The sequence below is a fragment of the Lactiplantibacillus argentoratensis genome, assembly GCF_037290055.1.
Taxonomy (GTDB): domain Bacteria; phylum Bacillota; class Bacilli; order Lactobacillales; family Lactobacillaceae; genus Lactiplantibacillus; species Lactiplantibacillus plantarum.
In genome coordinates this window covers 1,570,898-1,589,126 of the sequence record NZ_CP147647.1, presented here as the reverse complement: position 1 = coordinate 1,589,126, position 18,229 = coordinate 1,570,898, and the positions used below count along the sequence as shown (strand labels likewise).

At 47.3% G+C, this 18,229-nt stretch carries 16 protein-coding genes; 11 read left to right on the top strand and 5 right to left on the bottom strand.

Features of this window, described 5'->3' with window-relative positions:
* Window positions 1–20 precede the first annotated feature (20 nt).
* Window positions 21–995, top strand: coding sequence for a zinc-binding alcohol dehydrogenase family protein (locus tag V7R88_RS07395; protein ID WP_338816116.1), 975 nt, complete (start codon window positions 21–23; stop codon window positions 993–995).
* Between the two features lie 324 nt (window positions 996–1,319).
* Entirely contained in the window at window positions 1,320–2,420 is a 1,101-nt protein-coding gene (locus V7R88_RS07390) for a hypothetical protein (protein ID WP_057717213.1), read from the top strand.
* 335 nt (window positions 2,421–2,755) lie between these two features.
* Here V7R88_RS07390 and V7R88_RS07385 read toward each other — a convergent pair whose 3' ends face one another.
* Both V7R88_RS07385 and V7R88_RS07380 read right to left on the bottom strand, forming a co-directional pair.
* The gene (locus tag V7R88_RS07385; protein WP_227059677.1) at window positions 2,756–2,896 is read right to left on the bottom strand and encodes a hypothetical protein; all 141 of its coding nucleotides are present in this window, start codon (window positions 2,894–2,896) and stop codon (window positions 2,756–2,758) included.
* A complete protein-coding gene (locus tag V7R88_RS07380; RefSeq protein ID WP_225588474.1) occupies window positions 2,851–3,417 on the bottom strand; it encodes a hypothetical protein in 567 nt (188 codons plus the stop codon). The genes V7R88_RS07385 and V7R88_RS07380 overlap by 46 nt, the downstream gene beginning before the upstream one ends.
* 189 nt (window positions 3,418–3,606) lie before the next feature.
* On the opposite strand from V7R88_RS07380, the gene V7R88_RS07375 reads away from it, so the two are divergent.
* The 3 genes from V7R88_RS07375 (at window position 3,607) to ppsA (ending at window position 7,321) form a co-directional block, all read left to right on the top strand.
* Window positions 3,607–4,140 (top strand): MarR family winged helix-turn-helix transcriptional regulator, encoded by a 534-nt coding sequence (locus V7R88_RS07375; RefSeq protein WP_057717130.1) that lies wholly within the window; start codon window positions 3,607–3,609, stop codon window positions 4,138–4,140.
* Window positions 4,133–4,501 (top strand): rhodanese-like domain-containing protein, encoded by a 369-nt coding sequence (locus V7R88_RS07370; protein WP_057717131.1) that lies wholly within the window; start codon window positions 4,133–4,135, stop codon window positions 4,499–4,501. Before V7R88_RS07375 ends, V7R88_RS07370 begins: the two co-directional genes overlap by 8 nt.
* 423 nt (window positions 4,502–4,924) lie before the next feature.
* Window positions 4,925–7,321 (top strand): phosphoenolpyruvate synthase, encoded by a 2,397-nt coding sequence (gene ppsA, locus V7R88_RS07365; protein ID WP_060598940.1) that lies wholly within the window; start codon window positions 4,925–4,927, stop codon window positions 7,319–7,321.
* A gap of 154 nt (window positions 7,322–7,475) precedes the next feature.
* Here the strand turns inward: ppsA and V7R88_RS07360 are convergent, their stop codons facing one another.
* Window positions 7,476–7,982 (bottom strand): MarR family winged helix-turn-helix transcriptional regulator, encoded by a 507-nt coding sequence (locus V7R88_RS07360; RefSeq protein WP_003644447.1) that lies wholly within the window; start codon window positions 7,980–7,982, stop codon window positions 7,476–7,478.
* Between the two features lie 175 nt (window positions 7,983–8,157).
* On the opposite strand from V7R88_RS07360, the gene V7R88_RS07355 reads away from it, so the two are divergent.
* Both V7R88_RS07355 and V7R88_RS07350 read left to right on the top strand, forming a co-directional pair.
* Entirely contained in the window at window positions 8,158–9,099 is a 942-nt protein-coding gene (locus V7R88_RS07355) for an ATP-binding cassette domain-containing protein (protein ID WP_057717133.1), read from the top strand.
* 14 nt (window positions 9,100–9,113) lie between these two features.
* Window positions 9,114–9,884 (top strand): ABC transporter permease, encoded by a 771-nt coding sequence (locus V7R88_RS07350; RefSeq protein ID WP_057717134.1) that lies wholly within the window; start codon window positions 9,114–9,116, stop codon window positions 9,882–9,884.
* Window positions 9,885–9,989: 105 nt separating this feature from the next.
* On the opposite strand, the gene V7R88_RS07345 is transcribed toward V7R88_RS07350, so the two are convergent.
* The gene (locus tag V7R88_RS07345; RefSeq protein ID WP_057717135.1) at window positions 9,990–11,195 is read right to left on the bottom strand and encodes an O-antigen ligase family protein; all 1,206 of its coding nucleotides are present in this window, start codon (window positions 11,193–11,195) and stop codon (window positions 9,990–9,992) included.
* 566 nt (window positions 11,196–11,761) lie between these two features.
* Between V7R88_RS07345 and V7R88_RS07340 the strand changes: the two genes are divergently transcribed.
* The 4 genes from V7R88_RS07340 to clpB all read left to right on the top strand — a co-directional run bounded on the left by V7R88_RS07340 (window position 11,762) and on the right by clpB (window position 17,475).
* Window positions 11,762–12,469: a tRNA (adenine(22)-N(1))-methyltransferase gene (locus tag V7R88_RS07340; RefSeq protein WP_057717136.1), complete on the top strand. Its 708-nt coding sequence runs from the start codon at window positions 11,762–11,764 to the stop codon at window positions 12,467–12,469.
* Window positions 12,456–13,478 (top strand): Nif3-like dinuclear metal center hexameric protein, encoded by a 1,023-nt coding sequence (locus V7R88_RS07335; RefSeq protein ID WP_057717137.1) that lies wholly within the window; start codon window positions 12,456–12,458, stop codon window positions 13,476–13,478. Before V7R88_RS07340 ends, V7R88_RS07335 begins: the two co-directional genes overlap by 14 nt.
* A gap of 38 nt (window positions 13,479–13,516) precedes the next feature.
* Window positions 13,517–14,755: a peptidase T gene (gene pepT / locus V7R88_RS07330; protein ID WP_057717138.1), complete on the top strand. Its 1,239-nt coding sequence runs from the start codon at window positions 13,517–13,519 to the stop codon at window positions 14,753–14,755.
* Window positions 14,756–14,871: 116 nt separating this feature from the next.
* Window positions 14,872–17,475 (top strand): ATP-dependent chaperone ClpB, encoded by a 2,604-nt coding sequence (gene clpB, locus V7R88_RS07325; RefSeq protein ID WP_338816113.1) that lies wholly within the window; start codon window positions 14,872–14,874, stop codon window positions 17,473–17,475.
* 249 nt (window positions 17,476–17,724) lie between these two features.
* Here the strand turns inward: clpB and V7R88_RS07320 are convergent, their stop codons facing one another.
* Window positions 17,725–17,925: a YjzD family protein gene (locus V7R88_RS07320; RefSeq protein WP_057717140.1), complete on the bottom strand. Its 201-nt coding sequence runs from the start codon at window positions 17,923–17,925 to the stop codon at window positions 17,725–17,727.
* Between the last annotated feature and the right edge of the window lie 304 nt (window positions 17,926–18,229).

Genomic DNA, 18,229 nt, shown 5'->3' with positions numbered 1-18,229 from the left:
GATAAAGGAGCACAATTATTATGAAAGCATACGTCGTGAACCAACCAGGTGGACCAGAAGCGTTACAATTAACGACGCTTCCTAAACCGAGCGTTAAACCGGGGTGGACCCGGGTAAAAGTTTTAGGTTTTGGTATCAATCACTCAGAAATCTTTACGCGGGAAGGCAAGTCACCGAGCGTGCAGTTCCCACGAGTGCTCGGAATCGAAGTAGTTGGGGTGGTCGATGAGACCAGTGCACCAGCAACGTTCACGTCTGGGCAACGTGTGGTTTCAATCATGGGCGAGATGGGTCGGGCATATGATGGTAGTTATGCCGAATACGTATTATTACCGAACGAGCAGGTTTATCCGATCAAAACGGATCTACCGATGGCTTCATTGGTGGTCACCCCTGAGACCTACTACACGGCCTATGGCATTTTTAAGTCTTTGCAGCTTAAAGCGACGGACCGGGTGCTGATTCGAGCAGCTACTAGTGGGGTTGGGATTGCCGATTTAAATCTGATCAAGGCTTATAATCCAGAGATTTATGTGGCCGGGACTACTCGGCGGCTAGTTAAGCGCCAACAATTAATTGATGCTGGCTTTGATGAGGTCATTGTCGCGCCGGATAGCGCTCAGTTACCAGCCGCAACGGCTCATTTTGATAAGATTATCGACTTGATTGGCCCGCTCAGTGTCAAAGATTCGTTGTCGCATCTCAACGAAGGCGGCATTGTAAATATGACGGGTGAATTAGGTGGGCTGTGGACCGTCCCTGATTTTGACCCGATCAGTGATATTCCGAATGGGGGTTATTTAACGGGCTTTTCCTCTGGCGATGTTTCGCAGGCATTGTTGCAAGATTTATTTGACTTCATCTCGACTTATCACGTATCGGTCGCACCGGCTCGAATCTTTAACTTTGATCAGGTACCGGCGGCCCATGCTTATTTGCAAGCGGCGGACAATTTTGGAAAGGTCATTGTGTTGTTGGACCAAAACGCTGAGTAATCTGGTGGTTGGCTACTGCTCAGTCAGGTATTTGCAGGTTGGGCTTAGACCACCAGATTGAAATTTATAAAGAAATCACGATTGTGTCTGACCGTAAATCGGCTAATGCTGACCGGTCTGACGCGATTTTTTTGCCTAGATGGTCCCTTAAAGTGTATGGCTTGCTTGAAAGGTAAGGTAGTTGGAATCGTATCAAAGAATACAATCATCAGCTGGTAATGTTCGCGAAGTGTACTTGTAATCCCATGGGAATCTATTAGACTGGGTTTAAGGTTGACCACCGGTTGATCTGGTAACAATTCGAAGAGGTGGTAGCAAGTGACGATGATTTCTAGTCCGTCGATGGCGGTCACTGACGTTGGCGATTACCTCAAACTAGGGGCCTGTACTGCGGTGATGGCCCAGCCAATTCTCACAGACGCATTGGCAAGTGGGCCGTCGATTGCCACGCAAACTGGGATTGGTGTTGTTTATAATCTGGTCAAGTATACGGCACCGGCCTTTATTTTTGGTATTCTCTATACGACGACGCGCTTGACGCTTAATCAGACCGCGTTGACCTATACCAACTATTTGCACCAGCAGTGGCATGCGCTGTTTATTCCGACGATTTGGTGGACCGCGATCTACTTAATCTTGATGCCACAAGTGCAGCAAGGTAGCCGGTATCATGACTGGCGGGGCTTTTTCTGGCAGTTCGTTAATGGTAATGCAGCGCCGCATCTGTGGTATAACACCATGATGCTACAATTTATCTTATTAATGCCGTTATTCTGGGCGCTTGGCCGTTGGTGTCAGTCTCGACCTCGACGCGGCTGGATCGTATTTGGCGGTACAACACTGGTGGCTATTCTGTGGTTGTGGTTTTATGACCAACAAGTCTTCCATGGTCCTCACAGCCGTGATTGGTATTTACTGGACCGACTTTTTATCAGTTTCCAGATTTTCGGGTTCTATGGCATGTTAGCTTGGGTGTTTCGAGATACCTTTCAGTGCCTGCTTAACAAGTGGTGGCCGGGATTACTTGGTCTATGGCTAGTTGGCCTGATTTGGACTAATTGGGAACTTTTCAGTTACGGCTTCCCGGTTAATTTGCACAACGCCCCGTATTACAAACCGTCAATGACGGTGTATGCGCTAGCAGTCATCGGCCTGTTGGCGGCGTTGTGTGAGATTCAAGTTCGTCATCAACGGCCTGTTAGCAAGTTTGTACATCTCTTTGCTGGTATGGCCTACAAGGCATACTTAGCGAATGTTTTCTGGTCTGAATTGTTGTGGGGTGGTTTTGGTCGTACTTTGATGGTCAAGGCTCCTTGGCTGAGCATTCCGCTGTGCTATGGTTTGACCTGGTTATTGTCCTTTACAACGGCTTTTGGTCTGCATGCGGGATGGACGCGGCTAAAACGTGAATACGAGCATGATTAGGGACTAACCTTGCAATTAGTCAGTCATACTCTGCACGATTAAAGCGGGACAATTGACGTGTTGTGTCATACTGGGATGTCAGTTGACCAGATCACTTTCTGAATCGGCCTGAGGTGTCGTGAAATTGTGTTACTGTGTTAAGCATAAAATTACTGATACGGTGCAGGTGTTCGATGACAAAATAAGCACGTTGTAAAAATCACCAGAACGTGGTTTTACAACGTGCTTATTTTGATGTGAGAATTAGTTCAACAGGTCTTTTGCTGCGTGATTTATGAAGTGTCGTTCTTGATAAGTGGCGCCCTGATCCTTTTTCAAATGAAGCACTCCGGCTGTTAGTTGATCACGATTGTCTCTGTGATTTGACCAGCATCGGGGTCGGTTAGGTAGTTAATACTATTGGTCATGCCAATCTGCGCGGGACCGACCTTTACCGTAATCGTCGTGGCGACTTCACCAGCCTTTTTTTGATCCATTCGCTTAAATAAATCAGCGGCTGTTTTCGGTAGGTCGTTAGCAGCGACGACGGCACGGTTTTCGTATAGGTCGTAACAATCTGCTGATTGATACGGATGATTTTATTCGCGTTGATGATGAGAGATAACATACCGGTACTATCACCACTGGCAACGGCGGTATGGGCTAATTGATAGCCAGCGTGGGCTGCATCGGTTTTGAAAGCCACATAGGTCACGTTTTGATTCAGTGAGCCTAATGAGTAGTGACTGAGGTCCTGGATAGCAGCTCGTTCATAACTATCATAACGATGTTGATATAGGTCGCCATCTTTGATCAGCAACTTGCCTGTATCGCTAGCGCTAGTCGTATTTTCGGCAGCAATCCAGGTATCATTCAAACTCGCTACGTTGACGTGTTTAGGCGTGGCCTTGGCGCTAGTATCAGCGAAAGCGCGGCCCCGTTCAATGGTCGGTGCCTGCTCAGTATCTGAATATTGAATGTTGACAACTGATTGCTTGCTTTCCGTTGAGTTGCGCACGCTAATCTATTGATTTCAATCAGCATCAGTTTGAACGAAGAATGTCGTGGTGCTTGATGGCTAGGGTTATTTGGATGGTGAGTGTTTTGAATGACGGCTAGTCCAATTCAAGGGTTGACGATGATGAAAAAGCGTGTATACTTCTAAAAGTAGTTAGCCGGCTAATTAGTTTTAGAAAGAAGGATCTCAATGCCTGACTTTCCGTTTCGTGATCGACCAGATAAACAGCGTGTGCAATTGACGCTGGACAAAGTGAGTAGCTCGGCGGATGCTGAGCAGGTTTTGGCCTTTCTGGATTTTCAGTGGACATTTCGAACCATGCAAGCCACCTATGAACAATTACTCGATCAATATCAACTTTCAGAATCTAAGTTTATTATTTTGATGTTGCTGGAAAATGAAACTGATCACACGCTATTGCCATCGGAGTTAGCCACAAAGCTAGGATCTGCGCGGGCGACTGTGAGCAAGTTACTGGTCGGTTTGCAAAAGCGAGGCTGGGTGGAAAAGCAGCATCCACAAGATGATAAGCGGACGGTTGCCATTCATTTGACCGCCGCCGGTAGTCGTGTATTGACGCAATTTTTACCGGCCAATTTTAAGGCGGTTACGACAATTTTTGCGTCGTTTACGATTGAAGAGCAGCAGCAGTTTAAAGATTTAATGGATAAAATCAAGCAGGGGACCCAACACTTAAAAAGTGAGGCAATTAATCATGAATGACAAGAAAATTGAATTGTTAACAACATATTTAAGCTTATACATCGATCATCACACCGTTTTAGCCGATATGCAAAATGCGACGGGCAAGTACGTCGTCTTAGATGTTCGGAATGCACCGGCCCAAGTGAAGAAAGATCAAATCAAGGGTGCAATCGCGATGCCCGCCAAGGATCTGGCAACTAGAATCAATGAACTGAATCCGGCGAAGACCTATGTCGTGTACGATTGGACGGGTGGGACAACCCTCGGCAAGACGGCGCTACTCGTGCTACTATCCGCAGGCTTTGATGCGTATGAATTAGCAGGAGCGCTGGAAGGCTGGAAAGGAATGCAGCTGCCAGTTGAAGTGCTTACGGATTAGTGAAATATCGATTTAGACTTAAGTCATAGTGATGGACGCTAAAAGTAGCTAGTGGTGATGAAAGTAATCACCGCTGGCTACTTTGTGTTTTGGGGATAAACACTGGGTTGCACCGTCTGGAATGAGTTGATTTCGCATATTGTGAAATAAGTTCGTTAATTAGTTGGCCTTACAGTTGGCAATTAGAATCCGAGTTAATTTGAAAATATGTCCCCGTTAAATGCCTTTTCTTTCACGCCGGCGTTGAACTTTAACGGGCGTGATCAATCAACGTATACAACTATATTTTGCCAAGAAAATAATGAAAATGGGTTTTACTTTGTGTAAAAATGAACTACAATATAAACGGTTAATGTAAACACTTACAGAACTTAAGTTTGATAATGATGATATTCAAGTGAAGAAACACAGGGAGGTAATCTTATGAGTAGTCGTGATACGGCAAACGTTTTATGGTTTGATGAATTACACCGCGAAGATGTAAACCTGGTGGGTGGCAAATCGTCCTCACTAGGTGAAATGACGTCATCGATGGATGTTCCGGTACCATATGGCTTTGCGACCACCGCCCGGGCGTATCAGTACTTCATGAACCAGACGGGATTGAATGATAAGGTCAATGATTTGTTGGCCAGCATTCAGGATTATGAAAATTCTGATGAATTGCATACCGCGTGCGAACAAATCCGTAATTTGATTGTGGGAGCGACGATGCCCGCTGATTTGGCAGCTGATATTGAACAAGCCTATGCAGATCTAGCCAAGAAGATGGGCCAAACTGATCCGTTCGTGGCGATTCGTTCTTCAGCGACTGCGGAAGACTTGCCAAACGCTTCATTTGCCGGCCAACAAGAATCTTACTTAAATATTAAGGGTGCCGCCGATGTCGTTAACCGGGTTCAACAATGTTACTCATCGCTGTTCACCGATCGGGCGACGTATTATCGGCACAAGCAACACTTCCCACACGAAAAAGTGGCGCTTTCAGCTGCAATTCAAATGATGGTCTTTTCTAAAGCTTCTGGGATCATGTTCTCCGTCAACGTGGCGGATGGGGATGCTTCTAAGATCGTGATTGATGCTATTTATGGTTTGGGCGAATACATTGTCTTGGGCAAAGTGACGCCGGATCACTTTGTTATCGATAAACAGTCCATGAAAATCGTTGAAAAGAATATTATTAAACAACCCGTCCAACTGATGCGGTTACCGGGTGGCGGGACCAAGGAAGAGCCGGTTCCCGATGAATTACAGGGACAACCAGTATTAACGGATGCACAAGTTATCGAATTGGCGGGCTACGCTAAAGAAATCGAACGGCATTACGGTTGCTACATGGACATGGAATACGCTTTGGACACGAATACCAACCGGCTATGGATCGTGCAAGCACGGCCAGAAACGGTTTGGTCACAGCGCAATAAACACAAGGATGCAGCTGACGACGAAGATGTTGTGGATGAAGCGGATGCTAAAGTCGTTGTCCGGGGGTTACCAGCCAGTCCAGGCTTAGCTAGTGGGGTCGTGCATGTCATTGATAACCCGAAGGACATTGATCAATTCAAGCAAGGTGAAGTGTTAGTGACGTTAATGACGTCACCAGATTGGGTACCGGCAATGAAGAAAGCTGCAGCAATCGTGACTAATAACGGTGGCATGACTTGTCACGCTGCGATCGTTTCTCGTGAGATGCAGATTCCATGTATTGTCGGCACTAAAAGTAAGGAAGTCGCGGCAACCGACGTCTTGAAGACCGGTGATGTTGTCACGGTCGATGCTAAGAATGGGGTCGTCTATCAAGGTAAGGTCGCCAGCATGTTGAAGCCGAAGAATGGCGGCACAGTGGCAGCTGGTCAAGTGGTTGCTGCCGAGAGCTTTGCACCAACGGCAACGGGTGTGATGATGAACTTGGGCGATCCTGATCTGGCTGACAAATATTCAAGTTTACCGGCTGACGGGATTGGCTTGATGCGTGAAGAGTTCCTTTGGACGACCTTCATTCATGAACACCCACTATACTTGATTGAGCAGGGTCACCCTGAAAAGGTGGTCAATATGCTGGCAGATGGTATCGCGAAGGTTGTTCGGGCAATGGCACCGCGGCCAGTCGTCCTACGTTTCTCAGACTTTAAGTCGAGCGAATATCGTAATCTAAAGGGTGGCGACAAATACGAGCCGCATGAACCAGCTGATTTACTGGGCTGGCGGGGCGCTTCGCGGTACTATGATCCGAAGTATATCGAAGCCTTCAAGTTGGAGCTGGCAGCGGTTAAGAAAGTTCGGAATGAATTTGGATTGAAGAATCTGAACGTTATGATTCCATTTGTCCGGACCGTTGACGAAGCACAAAAAGTGACGAGCATCATGCGCGATGAAGGCCTAGTTCGGGGTGCTGACTTCAAAGTCTATATGATGGCTGAAATCCCAACCAACATTATTTTGGCCGACCAATTCAATCAATTCGTTGATGGCTATTCGATCGGTTCGAATGACCTTGCAATGCTGATCCTGGGTTGTGACCGTAATAATGATACGGTGGCTCACCTCTTTGATGAGCGGAATTTGGCCGTTAAACGGGCGATTCGGCACTTGATTAAGACGGCGCATAAAGATGGCAAGACGGTTTCGATTTGTGGTCAAGCACCATCAGAGTACCCCGAGTTTACTAACTTCCTGATTCGAAGCGGTATCGACTATGTTTCAGTCAATCCGGATATGGTCAAGGAGACTAAACGAAATGTGGCGCACTTTGAACAACGCATTATGTTGGACAAAGCGACTGGCCGGGGCTTACGGGACCCAATTGATTATAAATGGTAAACTATGATTCCTGTTAAAAGTTAAATAATCACTAAAGGCGGACCAATTCGTAACTGAATTGGTCCGCCTTTAAGTTTGTTTAGAGCCAAATACTGATTCAGGGTTAATTCGGAGCAAGAGGTCATCTAAAAATGACGGGCAGGTGGCATATGATTTACTTTTTAAACTGTTTCAAGTACCGACTAGCAAATAATTTGTGAAACTTAACGCCCAAAGTCGGGTTGGCAGCGTCAATATCCGCATACATCGCGGTGGTAATTTTGGTTAACAAGGGTGCCAGTTGATCGAGCTCGTCGTCAGAAAGCGTGTTGACAAATGGGGGGACCTCCTGGGCTGCGGATGCAATCTCTTTGCGACCAGCAGCCGTTAAGTTCACAAGGTTGACGCGGCGATCTTTGGTGGACTTGGATAAAGTGACCAGCTGACGATTGACAAGTTTATAGACGAACTCGCTCGTTGATTGCGGCGACATGCCAAGGCGACTTGCTAACTGTTTTTGTGAGAGGTGGTCCTCATCGGCTAGTGCTAGTAGAATCTTGCCCTGACCTTCAACGGTTATTCTTGGACGGGCCTGCTTGACAATGTCATCATAAATTTTGCTTAGTTGTTCGTACTCGGCCAATTTTCCGGCGACTAGTTCCGCCTTAATATTCGTTGTCACGATTGATCATTCCATTCGTTCTTTTCTTAAGTATACAACATTCTTTGGTATGCGGTACGTTAAGGTTAGTTGATTTTTTAGATCGATGGTCAATAATTAGTCGTTGACAATTTAGTCAGGGGGTCTTAATATATATTTCATCAGGGGCCCTGATTAATTTTTGGGAGGTTTTAGCTTGAATGAAGAAATGATGATCCAAATGACCCATGTTCAGAAGCGATTTGGAACGAAAGTCGCCGTTCGAGATTTGTCGCTGCAAGTCCAACGGGGTGAAATTTTTGGCTTGTTGGGTCCTAACGGTGCGGGTAAAACGACGACTATCAGGATGATGACAACGCTTTTGCGACAAGATGCTGGGACAATCCTGGTCAATGGTTTTGATTCGTTGTCACAAGCCCGACGTGTTCGCCAGCAGTTTGGTCTGACTGGTCAGACCGCTAGTATTGATCAGGATCTGAGTGCGCGGGAAAATTTGCAGATTTTTGGACGTTTGAACGGCTTAAGCCGTCGAGCAGCAAAGAATCGGGCCATCGAATTATTGACCGCTTTTGATTTGACTCAGTCCGCAGATCACGTCTTGGCTACGTTTTCTGGTGGAATGCGCCGGCGATTGGATTTGGCGGTTAGCTTGATTGGTAAACCGACCATTCTTTTTCTCGATGAACCGACCACGGGCTTGGACCCGCGGACCAGAGCGCAGATGTGGCAAGCGATTCGTCAATTAGTAGCCGATGGTTCGACCGTGGTGCTAACGACTCAGTACTTAGAAGAAGCCGACCAGTTAGCCGACCACATTGCGCTCATCGATCACGGTCAGTTGGTCGCTAGTGGGACGCCCGCCGCTTTGAAACAAACAGTAGGGGGTCAAGAGCTTGAATTAAAAGTCAGTGCGACGACGGCCGTTGCACCGGCTAAGGATATCTTACAAGCCATGCTCGGTCAAAATGTCCGCGTTGCAGAACGGACCCTAACCGTGCCGTTGGATACCACTAGCTTGACGCCGGTCACTGAAATTTTGACGCGGTTACAAGCTGCTCAAATCACGGTCAGTAACTTTGCGATGCACGCGCCATCGCTCGATGATGTGTTTTTTAAACTGACCGTGGGCACAAATTAGAGGAGGACAAAGCGATGGAAATCAAACAACCAGCAGAGTTAAGTCATGTTTTGACAATGACGCATCGGAACTTATTAAAAATGTGGCATAATCCAGATAATGTTAGTGACGTGGTGATACAACCAATTATTTTTACCCTATTATTCGGTTACTTGTTTGGTGGGGCCATTGCGGGTAGTGTCCAGGCCTATTTACCAATGCTAGTTACCGGTATTTTGATTCAAAGTATTTTGAATGCAGCATCGGGATCCGGACAGCAATTACGTGAAGACATTAACGCGGGGGTGTTTGACCGCTTCAAGACGCTACCGATTTCACCAATCGTACCGTTAGCCGGTCAGTTAGTGGGGGATGTTTTCCGATTGCTTATTTCTGGCTTGATGGCACTGGTGACGGCCTTTGTGATGGGCTGGCGACCTACTACTAGCCCACTAGTATTGCTTAGTATCCTCCTGCTGGCGGTATTTGTTGGCTGGTCGCTCTCATGGGTCTTTGCGTTGGTGGGGTTAATGGTCAAAAATGCAGCCTTGATCGGCAGTCTGTCGATGATCATTATTTTAGTGCTGACTTTTCTGTCCAACGCCTTTATCCCGACCAAGACGCTACCGGATTCGCTGCAAATAATTGTCCGATTGAACCCGGTCAGCGTAACGATTACTGCGATTCGCACGATTCTGCGGACTGGTCAGTGGGGCCCGAATGCATTTGGGGTTCTAATGAGTGGGGGCCTGATTATTGCGATTTTTATGCCGTTGACGATCTGGGCGTATCGCCGGTTTAGTTAATGGTTTGCCCAAAAAAGGTGTGCGTTGTAGGTTAACCGGCAGCGCACACCTTTTTGTGATCATGGGCGATACGGGCCCGTTTAAAGTTGATGACCATGTCCCGCGTTAGATTAGCGGGGACTGATACTGGCGCGGACCAATGATTGGCCGTAATTGTTGTTCGTGGTGCCAACAAGCGATAATGAGCAAAATAATAATCAATACTTGCATAGAAGATAAGACAAAGTCCGTCAATCCATAGGCCAGAATAATGGGCAACGTCATCATAAAGTAGCGCAAATTCGGGGTACGATACTGGTACCAATATTTGGTTAAGTGCCAGCCGCTACTCAGGACTAAGTAAATAAAACCGGCACCGCCGAGGATACCGAAAGAAGCGAGTAGCATGAGCAAAATATCGTGAGCGTGTGGGACATAGGTTCCCGTCAATTGCAGATAGCGCCGGGCAAAGCCGAAATACGTCACGCCAAGGTACGGGGCCTGCTTGAAGACGGTGAAGCTGTTGTGCCAAATCGTCAAGCGACTTTGAAGCGCGGTAATGGTCGAAGCACTGCGCGGAAAAACGTGCCAGACAACTAAGCTGCCGGTGGTTAAGATTGTCGTAACCAAGATGCGATGGTGGCGGCAAAGCTGGTACGTCGTCATAATTAGAATGATAATCATGATGATGAGCCCGGTGCGCGATTTGGTTTGATAAATACCCACACAAAGTAGGCCGACGAAAAACCAGTTCATCAGTGGCCAACGTGTGAAAGGGTGAGCGCTTTCATGGCTTAACTGCGTCAATAGTAAGCCGAGGGCAATCAATAATAAACAGCAGGCGTCATTCGGATTATAGGCGGACCCAAACAAGCGGTTTTGATTAGCGGCGTAACCCCATAAGAGGTCGCCTAGCATGAACTTTAGCCACGTGGGTAACGTCAATAATTGGTTAAGCCAATGAAAAGCAAAACCACTAATTGTAATATACAAGCCAAATTGAATGATGAATTTACGGATCTCGTGCCAAGCAATCGATTGTGTGGACTCACGACATAGTAGCCACAGATTGCCTAATACAAAAAGCATGAGGACAGATAGAATGACGCTTCGATAGTCGCGATGATTGAGATTGAGCGTCGTGATGCCCATTAATAGTACGATAAAGCCCAACAACGGGTCGTGCCGGCTGAACTGCCGCGGGTGTTTGAGTAACGCCAACCATTGCCACCGGCTTAAGTAGATCAGCCACCCGATACCCACCGGTGGTAGGATAGCTAATAGTTTTAAGCCAGTCAAAAATGGCGACGTCGTTAAAAGACGTTTTCGCATGGTTAATCAAACTTTCTCTCATTAAATAATATGTCGCTTGCCAGTCGACATTAGCCATATTATGGCACGTCTACCTATCAACTAAACTTGCATTAATAGAATTTTAGTTAGTTTGAACAAAGCTTAGGAATTTTCAGGAAAAATTAGCCAGCTGAATGCGTATTCACGGTGAAGCATGGTAAAATATGATTAGTGACGTACGGCGATACTGGTGCTGTCCTGAATCATGATTGAAATGTGTTGCGCTTTAAAGTTAAAGACAATTGGCTAACAAAGGTCCAAGCGACTGTGCAATCTGTGTTGTGACACTAGCTTATAGTCCATTGGGCATCGCCTTGACTTGGTTGGCGCGATGTTAGTTGGACCTTGCTGGGTGATGACGATAAAGCGCTGACCTGTAATTCAACGGCCATTACGTTTCGATTGTGGGAACATGCTGAGGATAGCGAGTGACGTGCGTGGTTAGTTAAACTGAATAATTAAAACAATTGAGCCGGGCGGATTTAGTCACAATCACTGAAAGCTGTTTCGTGGGTAAGTCTGGCCGAATTAAAGGGGAACTGTACGTGGATGCAAAACAATTATCAAAACGATTAGCAACGGTTGGCGCTTTCGTCCAGCCGGGCGCCCGCGTGGCCGATATTGGGTCAGATCACGCTTATTTGCCAGCTAATCTTGCATTAAATCATCAAATTAGTTATGGTGTCGCTGGTGAAGTCGTCCGGGGGCCCTTTGAAAATGCGCGTCATGAGATTCAAAAGTTAGGACTTACCGGTACCTTAGTGGCCCGTCTAGCTGATGGCCTCGCTGCGATTGAACCAGCTGATCGTATCGATACGGTCACGATTGCCGGGATGGGCGGTCCGCTGATTCGCCACATTCTTGAACAAGGCCCGGCCCAGCTCGCCGGTGTTCAACGGTTGGTACTCGAACCGAACGTTGGTGAAGCGACCGTCCGGGAGTGGCTAGCGGCCAATCAGTTTCAAATCGTGGCCGAGCGCATTCTAGCTGAAGATGGCCATACTTATGAGATCATTTGTGCTGATCGGGTTGATCATCCGGTGACGTACACGACGGCTGAGCAGTTGTTTGGTCCGTTTCTGCTCACGGAGAAGTCACCGGTGTTTATCGCTAAGTGGCAACGTGAGTTACAACGAGTAAATGCGGCGGTTGCGCAAATGCAACGGGCTAAAGTGTTACCAGCGGAGCATTTAGCGCTGGCTCACGCAAAAATCAAATTGATTGAAGGAGTCTTGACGGATGCAAGCAAGTGAATTAATTGCGCGTTTTGAAAAATTTGCGCCACTCAAGTTGAAGTGGGAGCATGATCCCACCGGATTACAAATCGGCGATCCTCATCAGGACATCCACAAGGTGTTAGTTACCCTGGATGTGCGGCCGGAAGTTGTCCAAGAAGCCATCACGATCGGTGCTGACATGATTTTTGCGCATCATCCCGTCATGTTTCGGCCGGCCAACAATCTCGATTATCAGGATCCTCAGAAAGCAATGTACGCAGAACTCGCAGCCCATCACATCTTGGTGTACGCGGCCCATACGAACTTGGACTGTGCTGAGGGTGGAATGAACGATTGGCTAGCGGCGGCCCTCGACTTGCAAAATGTTGAGGGGTTAGTCCCGGGCTACCGTGCACAGGCGGTTAAGATGACCCTCACGGTGCCGACTGATCAAGTTGAAACGGTACAGGAATACTTAACGAATACCGTGGGTGCCACACTCGATCGTTACGCTGTCAACTCAGGTGAACAGTTCAGCGTCGGCTTACTAGTTGATCAGGTTCCCACTGCGGTAGCGGGCATTAATGACCTCGCCGCTGACACGTGGGATTACCAGGTTGTGCCACTGTTATCTGGCGGTCATCAGTATTATATGGGCCGAGTCGGTGATTTGCCGACACCGTTATCAGCGCAGGCATTTGCCGAACAGTGTAAGCGAGTATTTGGTGTCAGTGGCCTGCGACTAGTCAGTGCCGATCCCCGACAACGGATTACCCGTGTGGCCGTCCTGGGCGGCGATGGTGGTAAGTTCTATCCCCAAGCGTTGCAAGCAGGTGCCCAAGCTTACGTGACCGGGGATGTCTATTATCACACCGGTCACGATATGCTGGCAGCCGGGTTGACGGTCATTGATCCAGGCCACCATATCGAGAGTATTTGTAAGTCACAACTCACTAAGCTGTTTGATCAATGGCGTGTACAAGCTGGCTGGCCAATCGAGATTGTGGCGTCTCAGCTGAATACTGATCCGTTTACCTTCATCTAAGTTAATCATGAGCTTTAATAAGGAAAGGAAGTTATCATATGTCAAAATATCCAAACTTAATTTCAGATTTTTTAACCTTCGTCAAAATTAATAGTCGTTCAGATGAGGAATCAACGACAATTCCTTCGTCACCACGTGAAACGGCCTTTTTAAAGCAATTAATGAGTAAGCTCACCGACTTAGGCTTGAGCGATGTTGAACAGGATGCACAAAGCGCGTACGTTTTTGCGACGATTCCTGCTAATAGTGATAAAGCCGTTAAGACCCTTGGCTTCATTTCCCATATTGATACGGCTGACTTTAATGCGGAAAATGTCAATCCACAAATTGTTGACAATTATGACGGTGAATCAGTTATTAAGCTCGGAAATGGGGACTATGTGCTGGATCCGGCGGTCTTCCCAAACTTAAAGAACTATGCTGGTCACACGCTGATCACCACTGATGGAACCACGTTGCTTGGAGCTGACGATAAGTCTGGTGTTGCCGAAATTATTAGTGCTGCGGAATATTTGTTGGCCCATCCTGAAATCAAACACGGCAAGATTCGGTTAGCCTTTGGTCCTGATGAAGAAATTGGGACTGGTGCCGATCATTTCAATGTGCCTGCCTTTGGCGCTGATTATGCCTATACCGTCGATGGTGGTCCGCTTGGTGAACTGGAGTATGAAACGTTCAACGCGGCCCAAGCAACGGTGACGATTACAGGTGTTAACGTTCACCCAGGTGAAGCTAAGGACAAGATGGTCAACGCCTTGCAGTTAGCCGTTGATTTTCAATCGGCGTTACCCGCACATGATGTCCCAGAACACACGGAAGGCCGTGAAGGGTTCTTCTTCTTGCTTAGTTTAGACGGGACCGTTGATAGCGCCAAGATGACCTACATTATTCGTGATCATGACCGTGATAAGTTCGAAGCACGTAAACGGCTATTCTTGGCGGTTGCGGATCGGCTGAATTTAGCTGACGGTGTGGCCCGAATCAAGGTCGAGATGAAGGACCAGTATTACAATATGCGCGAAATCATTGAAAAAGATATGCGGGTCGTTGAATTGGCCAAACAAGCCATGCTCAAGCTCGGGATCACGCCCGCCATTTATCCGGTTCGTGGTGGGACGGATGGCTCCAAGATCTCATTCATGGGCTTGCCGACACCAAACTTGTTTGCTGGTGGTGAGAACATGCACGGTCGGTTTGAATACGTTTCAGAACAAGTGATGGCCCAGGCCGTGGACGTTGTCTTACAAATTGTTCAGGATAATTATGACCAGGACTAAATTCTTGACCTTGTTTGACCTTACGGGTTATACTTTAATAGTCAATAAAGGTCAAACAAAAATTGGCAGCTATGACGGCTGCCTTTTTGCTACCGTTTTTGAGGAGGTACGTGAATATGAATCCAGAACAATTTACAGAAAGTTTACAACAAGCCTTACAACAGGCACAACAAATCGCACAAACACGGCGCCATCAAGAAATTGGGGTGCCCCATCTATTTAAATTTTTAACGCAACCAGGCGAACTGGTTCGGCAGATCTTTAGTGAGGCCGGAGCTGAGTTAGACCAATTACAAACAGAGCTCGACCGTGAGCTGGATGACATTGCCGTTGTTAGCGGTGGTAACGTTCAGTACGGTGGCAGTATGAGCAGTAGTCTAGCGACGCTGATGCAGGCTGCCGATGCCAAGCGCAAGTCGTTAGGCGATGATTACCTTGCGACCGACACTTTGGCTTTAGCGTTGATGGATCAAACTGGTGATCAGTTGACCAAATACTTGAATCAGCAAGGCATCACGGCTGGACAAGTCAAGAATGCCGTTGATCGTATTCGCGGTGGCCAGCGGGTGACGTCGCGTAATCAGGAAGATCAGTATCAAGCTTTGGAAAAGTACGGGGTCGACTTGGTTAAACAGGCGCGCCAGGGGAATCAAGATCCAGTAATTGGCCGGGACGAAGAGATTCTGGACGTTATTCGGATCTTGTCACGGAAGACGAAAAACAATACCGTCTTGATTGGTGAACCAGGTGTTGGGAAGACCGCTATCGTAGAAGGACTCGCACAACGGATCGTTCGGGGTGACGTCCCAGAGAATTTGAAGGATAAGACGTTGTTTTCGTTAGATATGGGGTCCCTGATTGCCGGGGCGAAGTATCGTGGTGAATTTGAAGAACGACTCAAAGCCGTCCTCAAGGAAATCAAGAAGAGCGATGGTCAGATCATCATGTTCATCGATGAAATCCATAATATCGTTGGTGCTGGTAAGACGGAAGGCAGTATGGACGCCGGTAACTTGTTGAAACCAATGTTGGCGCGGGGAGAACTTCATTTGATCGGGGCCACGACGTTAGATGAGTATCGCCAGTACATGGAAAAGGACAAGGCGCTCGAGCGGCGGTTCCAAAAAGTATTGGTTGCTGAACCGAGCGTTGAAGATACGATCAGTATTTTACGTGGCTTAAAGGAACGCTTTGAAATCCATCATGGTGTCCGGATTCATGATAACGCCCTAGTGGCCGCTGCCAAATTGTCTGATCGTTATATTACGGATCGTTACTTGCCAGATAAGGCCTTAGATTTAGTAGATGAGGCTTCTGCTGAAATCCGGGTCGAGATGAACTCCAACCCAACGGAATTAGACCAAGTCAACCGACAATTAATGCGGCTAGAGGTCGAAGAAGCCGCCTTGAAGAAGGAAACTGACGATGCCTCCGTTAAACGGTTGGCGGATGTGCAAAAAGAACTCGCCAGCGCTAAGGAAAAACAGCGGGCTTTATCCGAACGTTGGGACAGTGAAAAGAAGAGTCTCCAAGCATTAAGCGACAAAAAGTCGGCGTTAGACAAGGCTAAACACGACTTAGAAAATGCCGAAAACAACTATGATCTGGAACAAGCAGCTAAGTTGCAGCACGGGACGATTCCCAAGCTGGAACAAGAGTTGAAGGTCATGGAAGCCAATGATCATCATGAAGATTGGTTAGTTGAGGAATCCGTCACACCGGATCAGATTGCGAACGTGGTTTCCCGGATGACGGGGATCCCAGTCGCCAAGCTGGTTGCCGGTGAACGCGAGAAACTATTACACTTGGCGGACCATTTGCATGAACGGGTGGTTGGCCAGGATGCGGCGGTCGATGCCGTTTCGGATGCCGTATTACGTTCGCGGGCCGGTTTGCAAGATCCTAATCGTCCGCTAGGCTCCTTCATGTTTTTAGGTCCAACTGGGGTCGGTAAGACGGAATTAGCGAAAGCATTGGCTGAGAATTTATTTGACGCCGATGATCATATGGTTCGCATCGATATGAGTGAGTATATGGAGAAAGAATCCGTTTCACGATTGGTCGGGGCGGCACCGGGCTACGTTGGTTACGAAGAAGGCGGTCAGTTGACCGAAGCTGTCCGGCGTAATCCTTACTCGATCGTTTTATTCGATGAAATCGAAAAGGCCCATCCAGACGTGTTTAATATCTTGTTACAAGTATTGGATGATGGTCGGTTGACGGATGGACAAGGACGGACCGTCGACTTCAAAAATACCATCTTGATCATGACGTCGAACTTAGGCTCCGAGTTACTACTCGCGGGAGTGGACGACCAGGGTCACTTGTCGGATGAGACGCATCAACAGGTCATGCAGCTGGTTCAAAGTCGATTCAAACCAGAATTTTTGAACCGAATCGATGACATCATTATGTTCACGCCGTTACAATTGGGTGCAATTGAGGAAATCGTGGTGAAATTGATTGATCGGTTGTCGGCTCGTCTCCAGGACCGTGAAATCACACTGAAAATTTCTGATGAAGCCAAGAAGTGGATCGCTAAGCAGGGGTATGAACCGGCATACGGTGCTCGGCCGTTGCGGCGCTTTATCACGAATCACGTCGAAACACCCCTAGCAAAAGAAATCATTGCGGGTCGCGTGGCACCCAAATCGACGGTCGCCATTAATTTGATGGACGATCACTTAGTCTTCGAAAACCAATCGACCCAGCCGGCATAAGCACAACGGCCGGTGCAATCGCTGATTGGGACGCGTGAAAATGCGTTGCGGTGACGATAGCTAGGTCAATGAAAACTGGAATGTGAGCATCTTGGGAGGCTCACGGTCCAGTTTTTTTAGTCGGATTATCATTGTGAGTTGGCTAGGGTGCCAAGCACACAACAAAAAAGACGAGCAACCACAATCGGGGTACTCGTCTTTTTTTGTTGTGCTGAGACTAAGCGGAGCAAAGCCTCTGGTTGTTTTTAATTACTTATTATCTGAACCTTTAGCGGGTTGGGAATGATTAGTAATATATGTGATACTGTTGACCACGACTAGCGCAAAAATTGCAGCAACGATGCCAATTTCACCAGGATTATAGGAGAGTTGTTCGAGGGCGCCACCGATATAGCCGATGACCTCACCGAAGAGGACACTCCAAAAGATAATCGTAAGTTGTCTCATCATTTTCCGACACCTCCCAATGAAAATTATTTTAACACACCGACAGGAAAAAGCAATTGGGTAATAACGGGATATTAAGGCTTTAATTAGGCTGATATAACTACGACGAGACGGCGGTGAAACCCTAGTTATCCATCTAAATATAACCGTGCACGTTATCTGATGACTTAAAACTGCCGCTTAGAACAACTGTTTGGTATAATAAATAGTAACGAATATATCTGAGAACAAGATTGGCCATCAACTGGCATTGAATAGACTGGTGAATTCTTTGTTTACTCATCAATTTGGAGTGAGCTTGACGTAG

Excerpts from the sequence above, each read along its gene's own strand:
- V7R88_RS07395 (WP_338816116.1), top strand. The coding sequence starts at position 21 with ATGAAAGCATACGTCGTGAACCAACCAGGTGGACCAGAAGCGTTACAA.
- V7R88_RS07390 (WP_057717213.1), top strand. The coding sequence starts at position 1,320 with ATGATTTCTAGTCCGTCGATGGCGGTCACTGACGTTGGCGATTACCTC.
- V7R88_RS07385 (WP_227059677.1), bottom strand. The coding sequence starts at position 2,896 with ATGGATCAAAAAAAGGCTGGTGAAGTCGCCACGACGATTACGGTAAAG.
- V7R88_RS07375 (WP_057717130.1), top strand. The coding sequence starts at position 3,607 with ATGCCTGACTTTCCGTTTCGTGATCGACCAGATAAACAGCGTGTGCAA.
- V7R88_RS07370 (WP_057717131.1), top strand. The coding sequence starts at position 4,133 with ATGAATGACAAGAAAATTGAATTGTTAACAACATATTTAAGCTTATAC.
- ppsA (WP_060598940.1), top strand. The coding sequence starts at position 4,925 with ATGAGTAGTCGTGATACGGCAAACGTTTTATGGTTTGATGAATTACAC.
- V7R88_RS07350 (WP_057717134.1), top strand. The coding sequence starts at position 9,114 with ATGGAAATCAAACAACCAGCAGAGTTAAGTCATGTTTTGACAATGACG.
- V7R88_RS07345 (WP_057717135.1), bottom strand. The coding sequence starts at position 11,195 with ATGCGAAAACGTCTTTTAACGACGTCGCCATTTTTGACTGGCTTAAAA.
- V7R88_RS07335 (WP_057717137.1), top strand. The coding sequence starts at position 12,456 with ATGCAAGCAAGTGAATTAATTGCGCGTTTTGAAAAATTTGCGCCACTC.
- pepT (WP_057717138.1), top strand. The coding sequence starts at position 13,517 with ATGTCAAAATATCCAAACTTAATTTCAGATTTTTTAACCTTCGTCAAA.
- clpB (WP_338816113.1), top strand. The coding sequence starts at position 14,872 with ATGAATCCAGAACAATTTACAGAAAGTTTACAACAAGCCTTACAACAG.
- V7R88_RS07320 (WP_057717140.1), bottom strand. The coding sequence starts at position 17,925 with ATGATGAGACAACTTACGATTATCTTTTGGAGTGTCCTCTTCGGTGAG.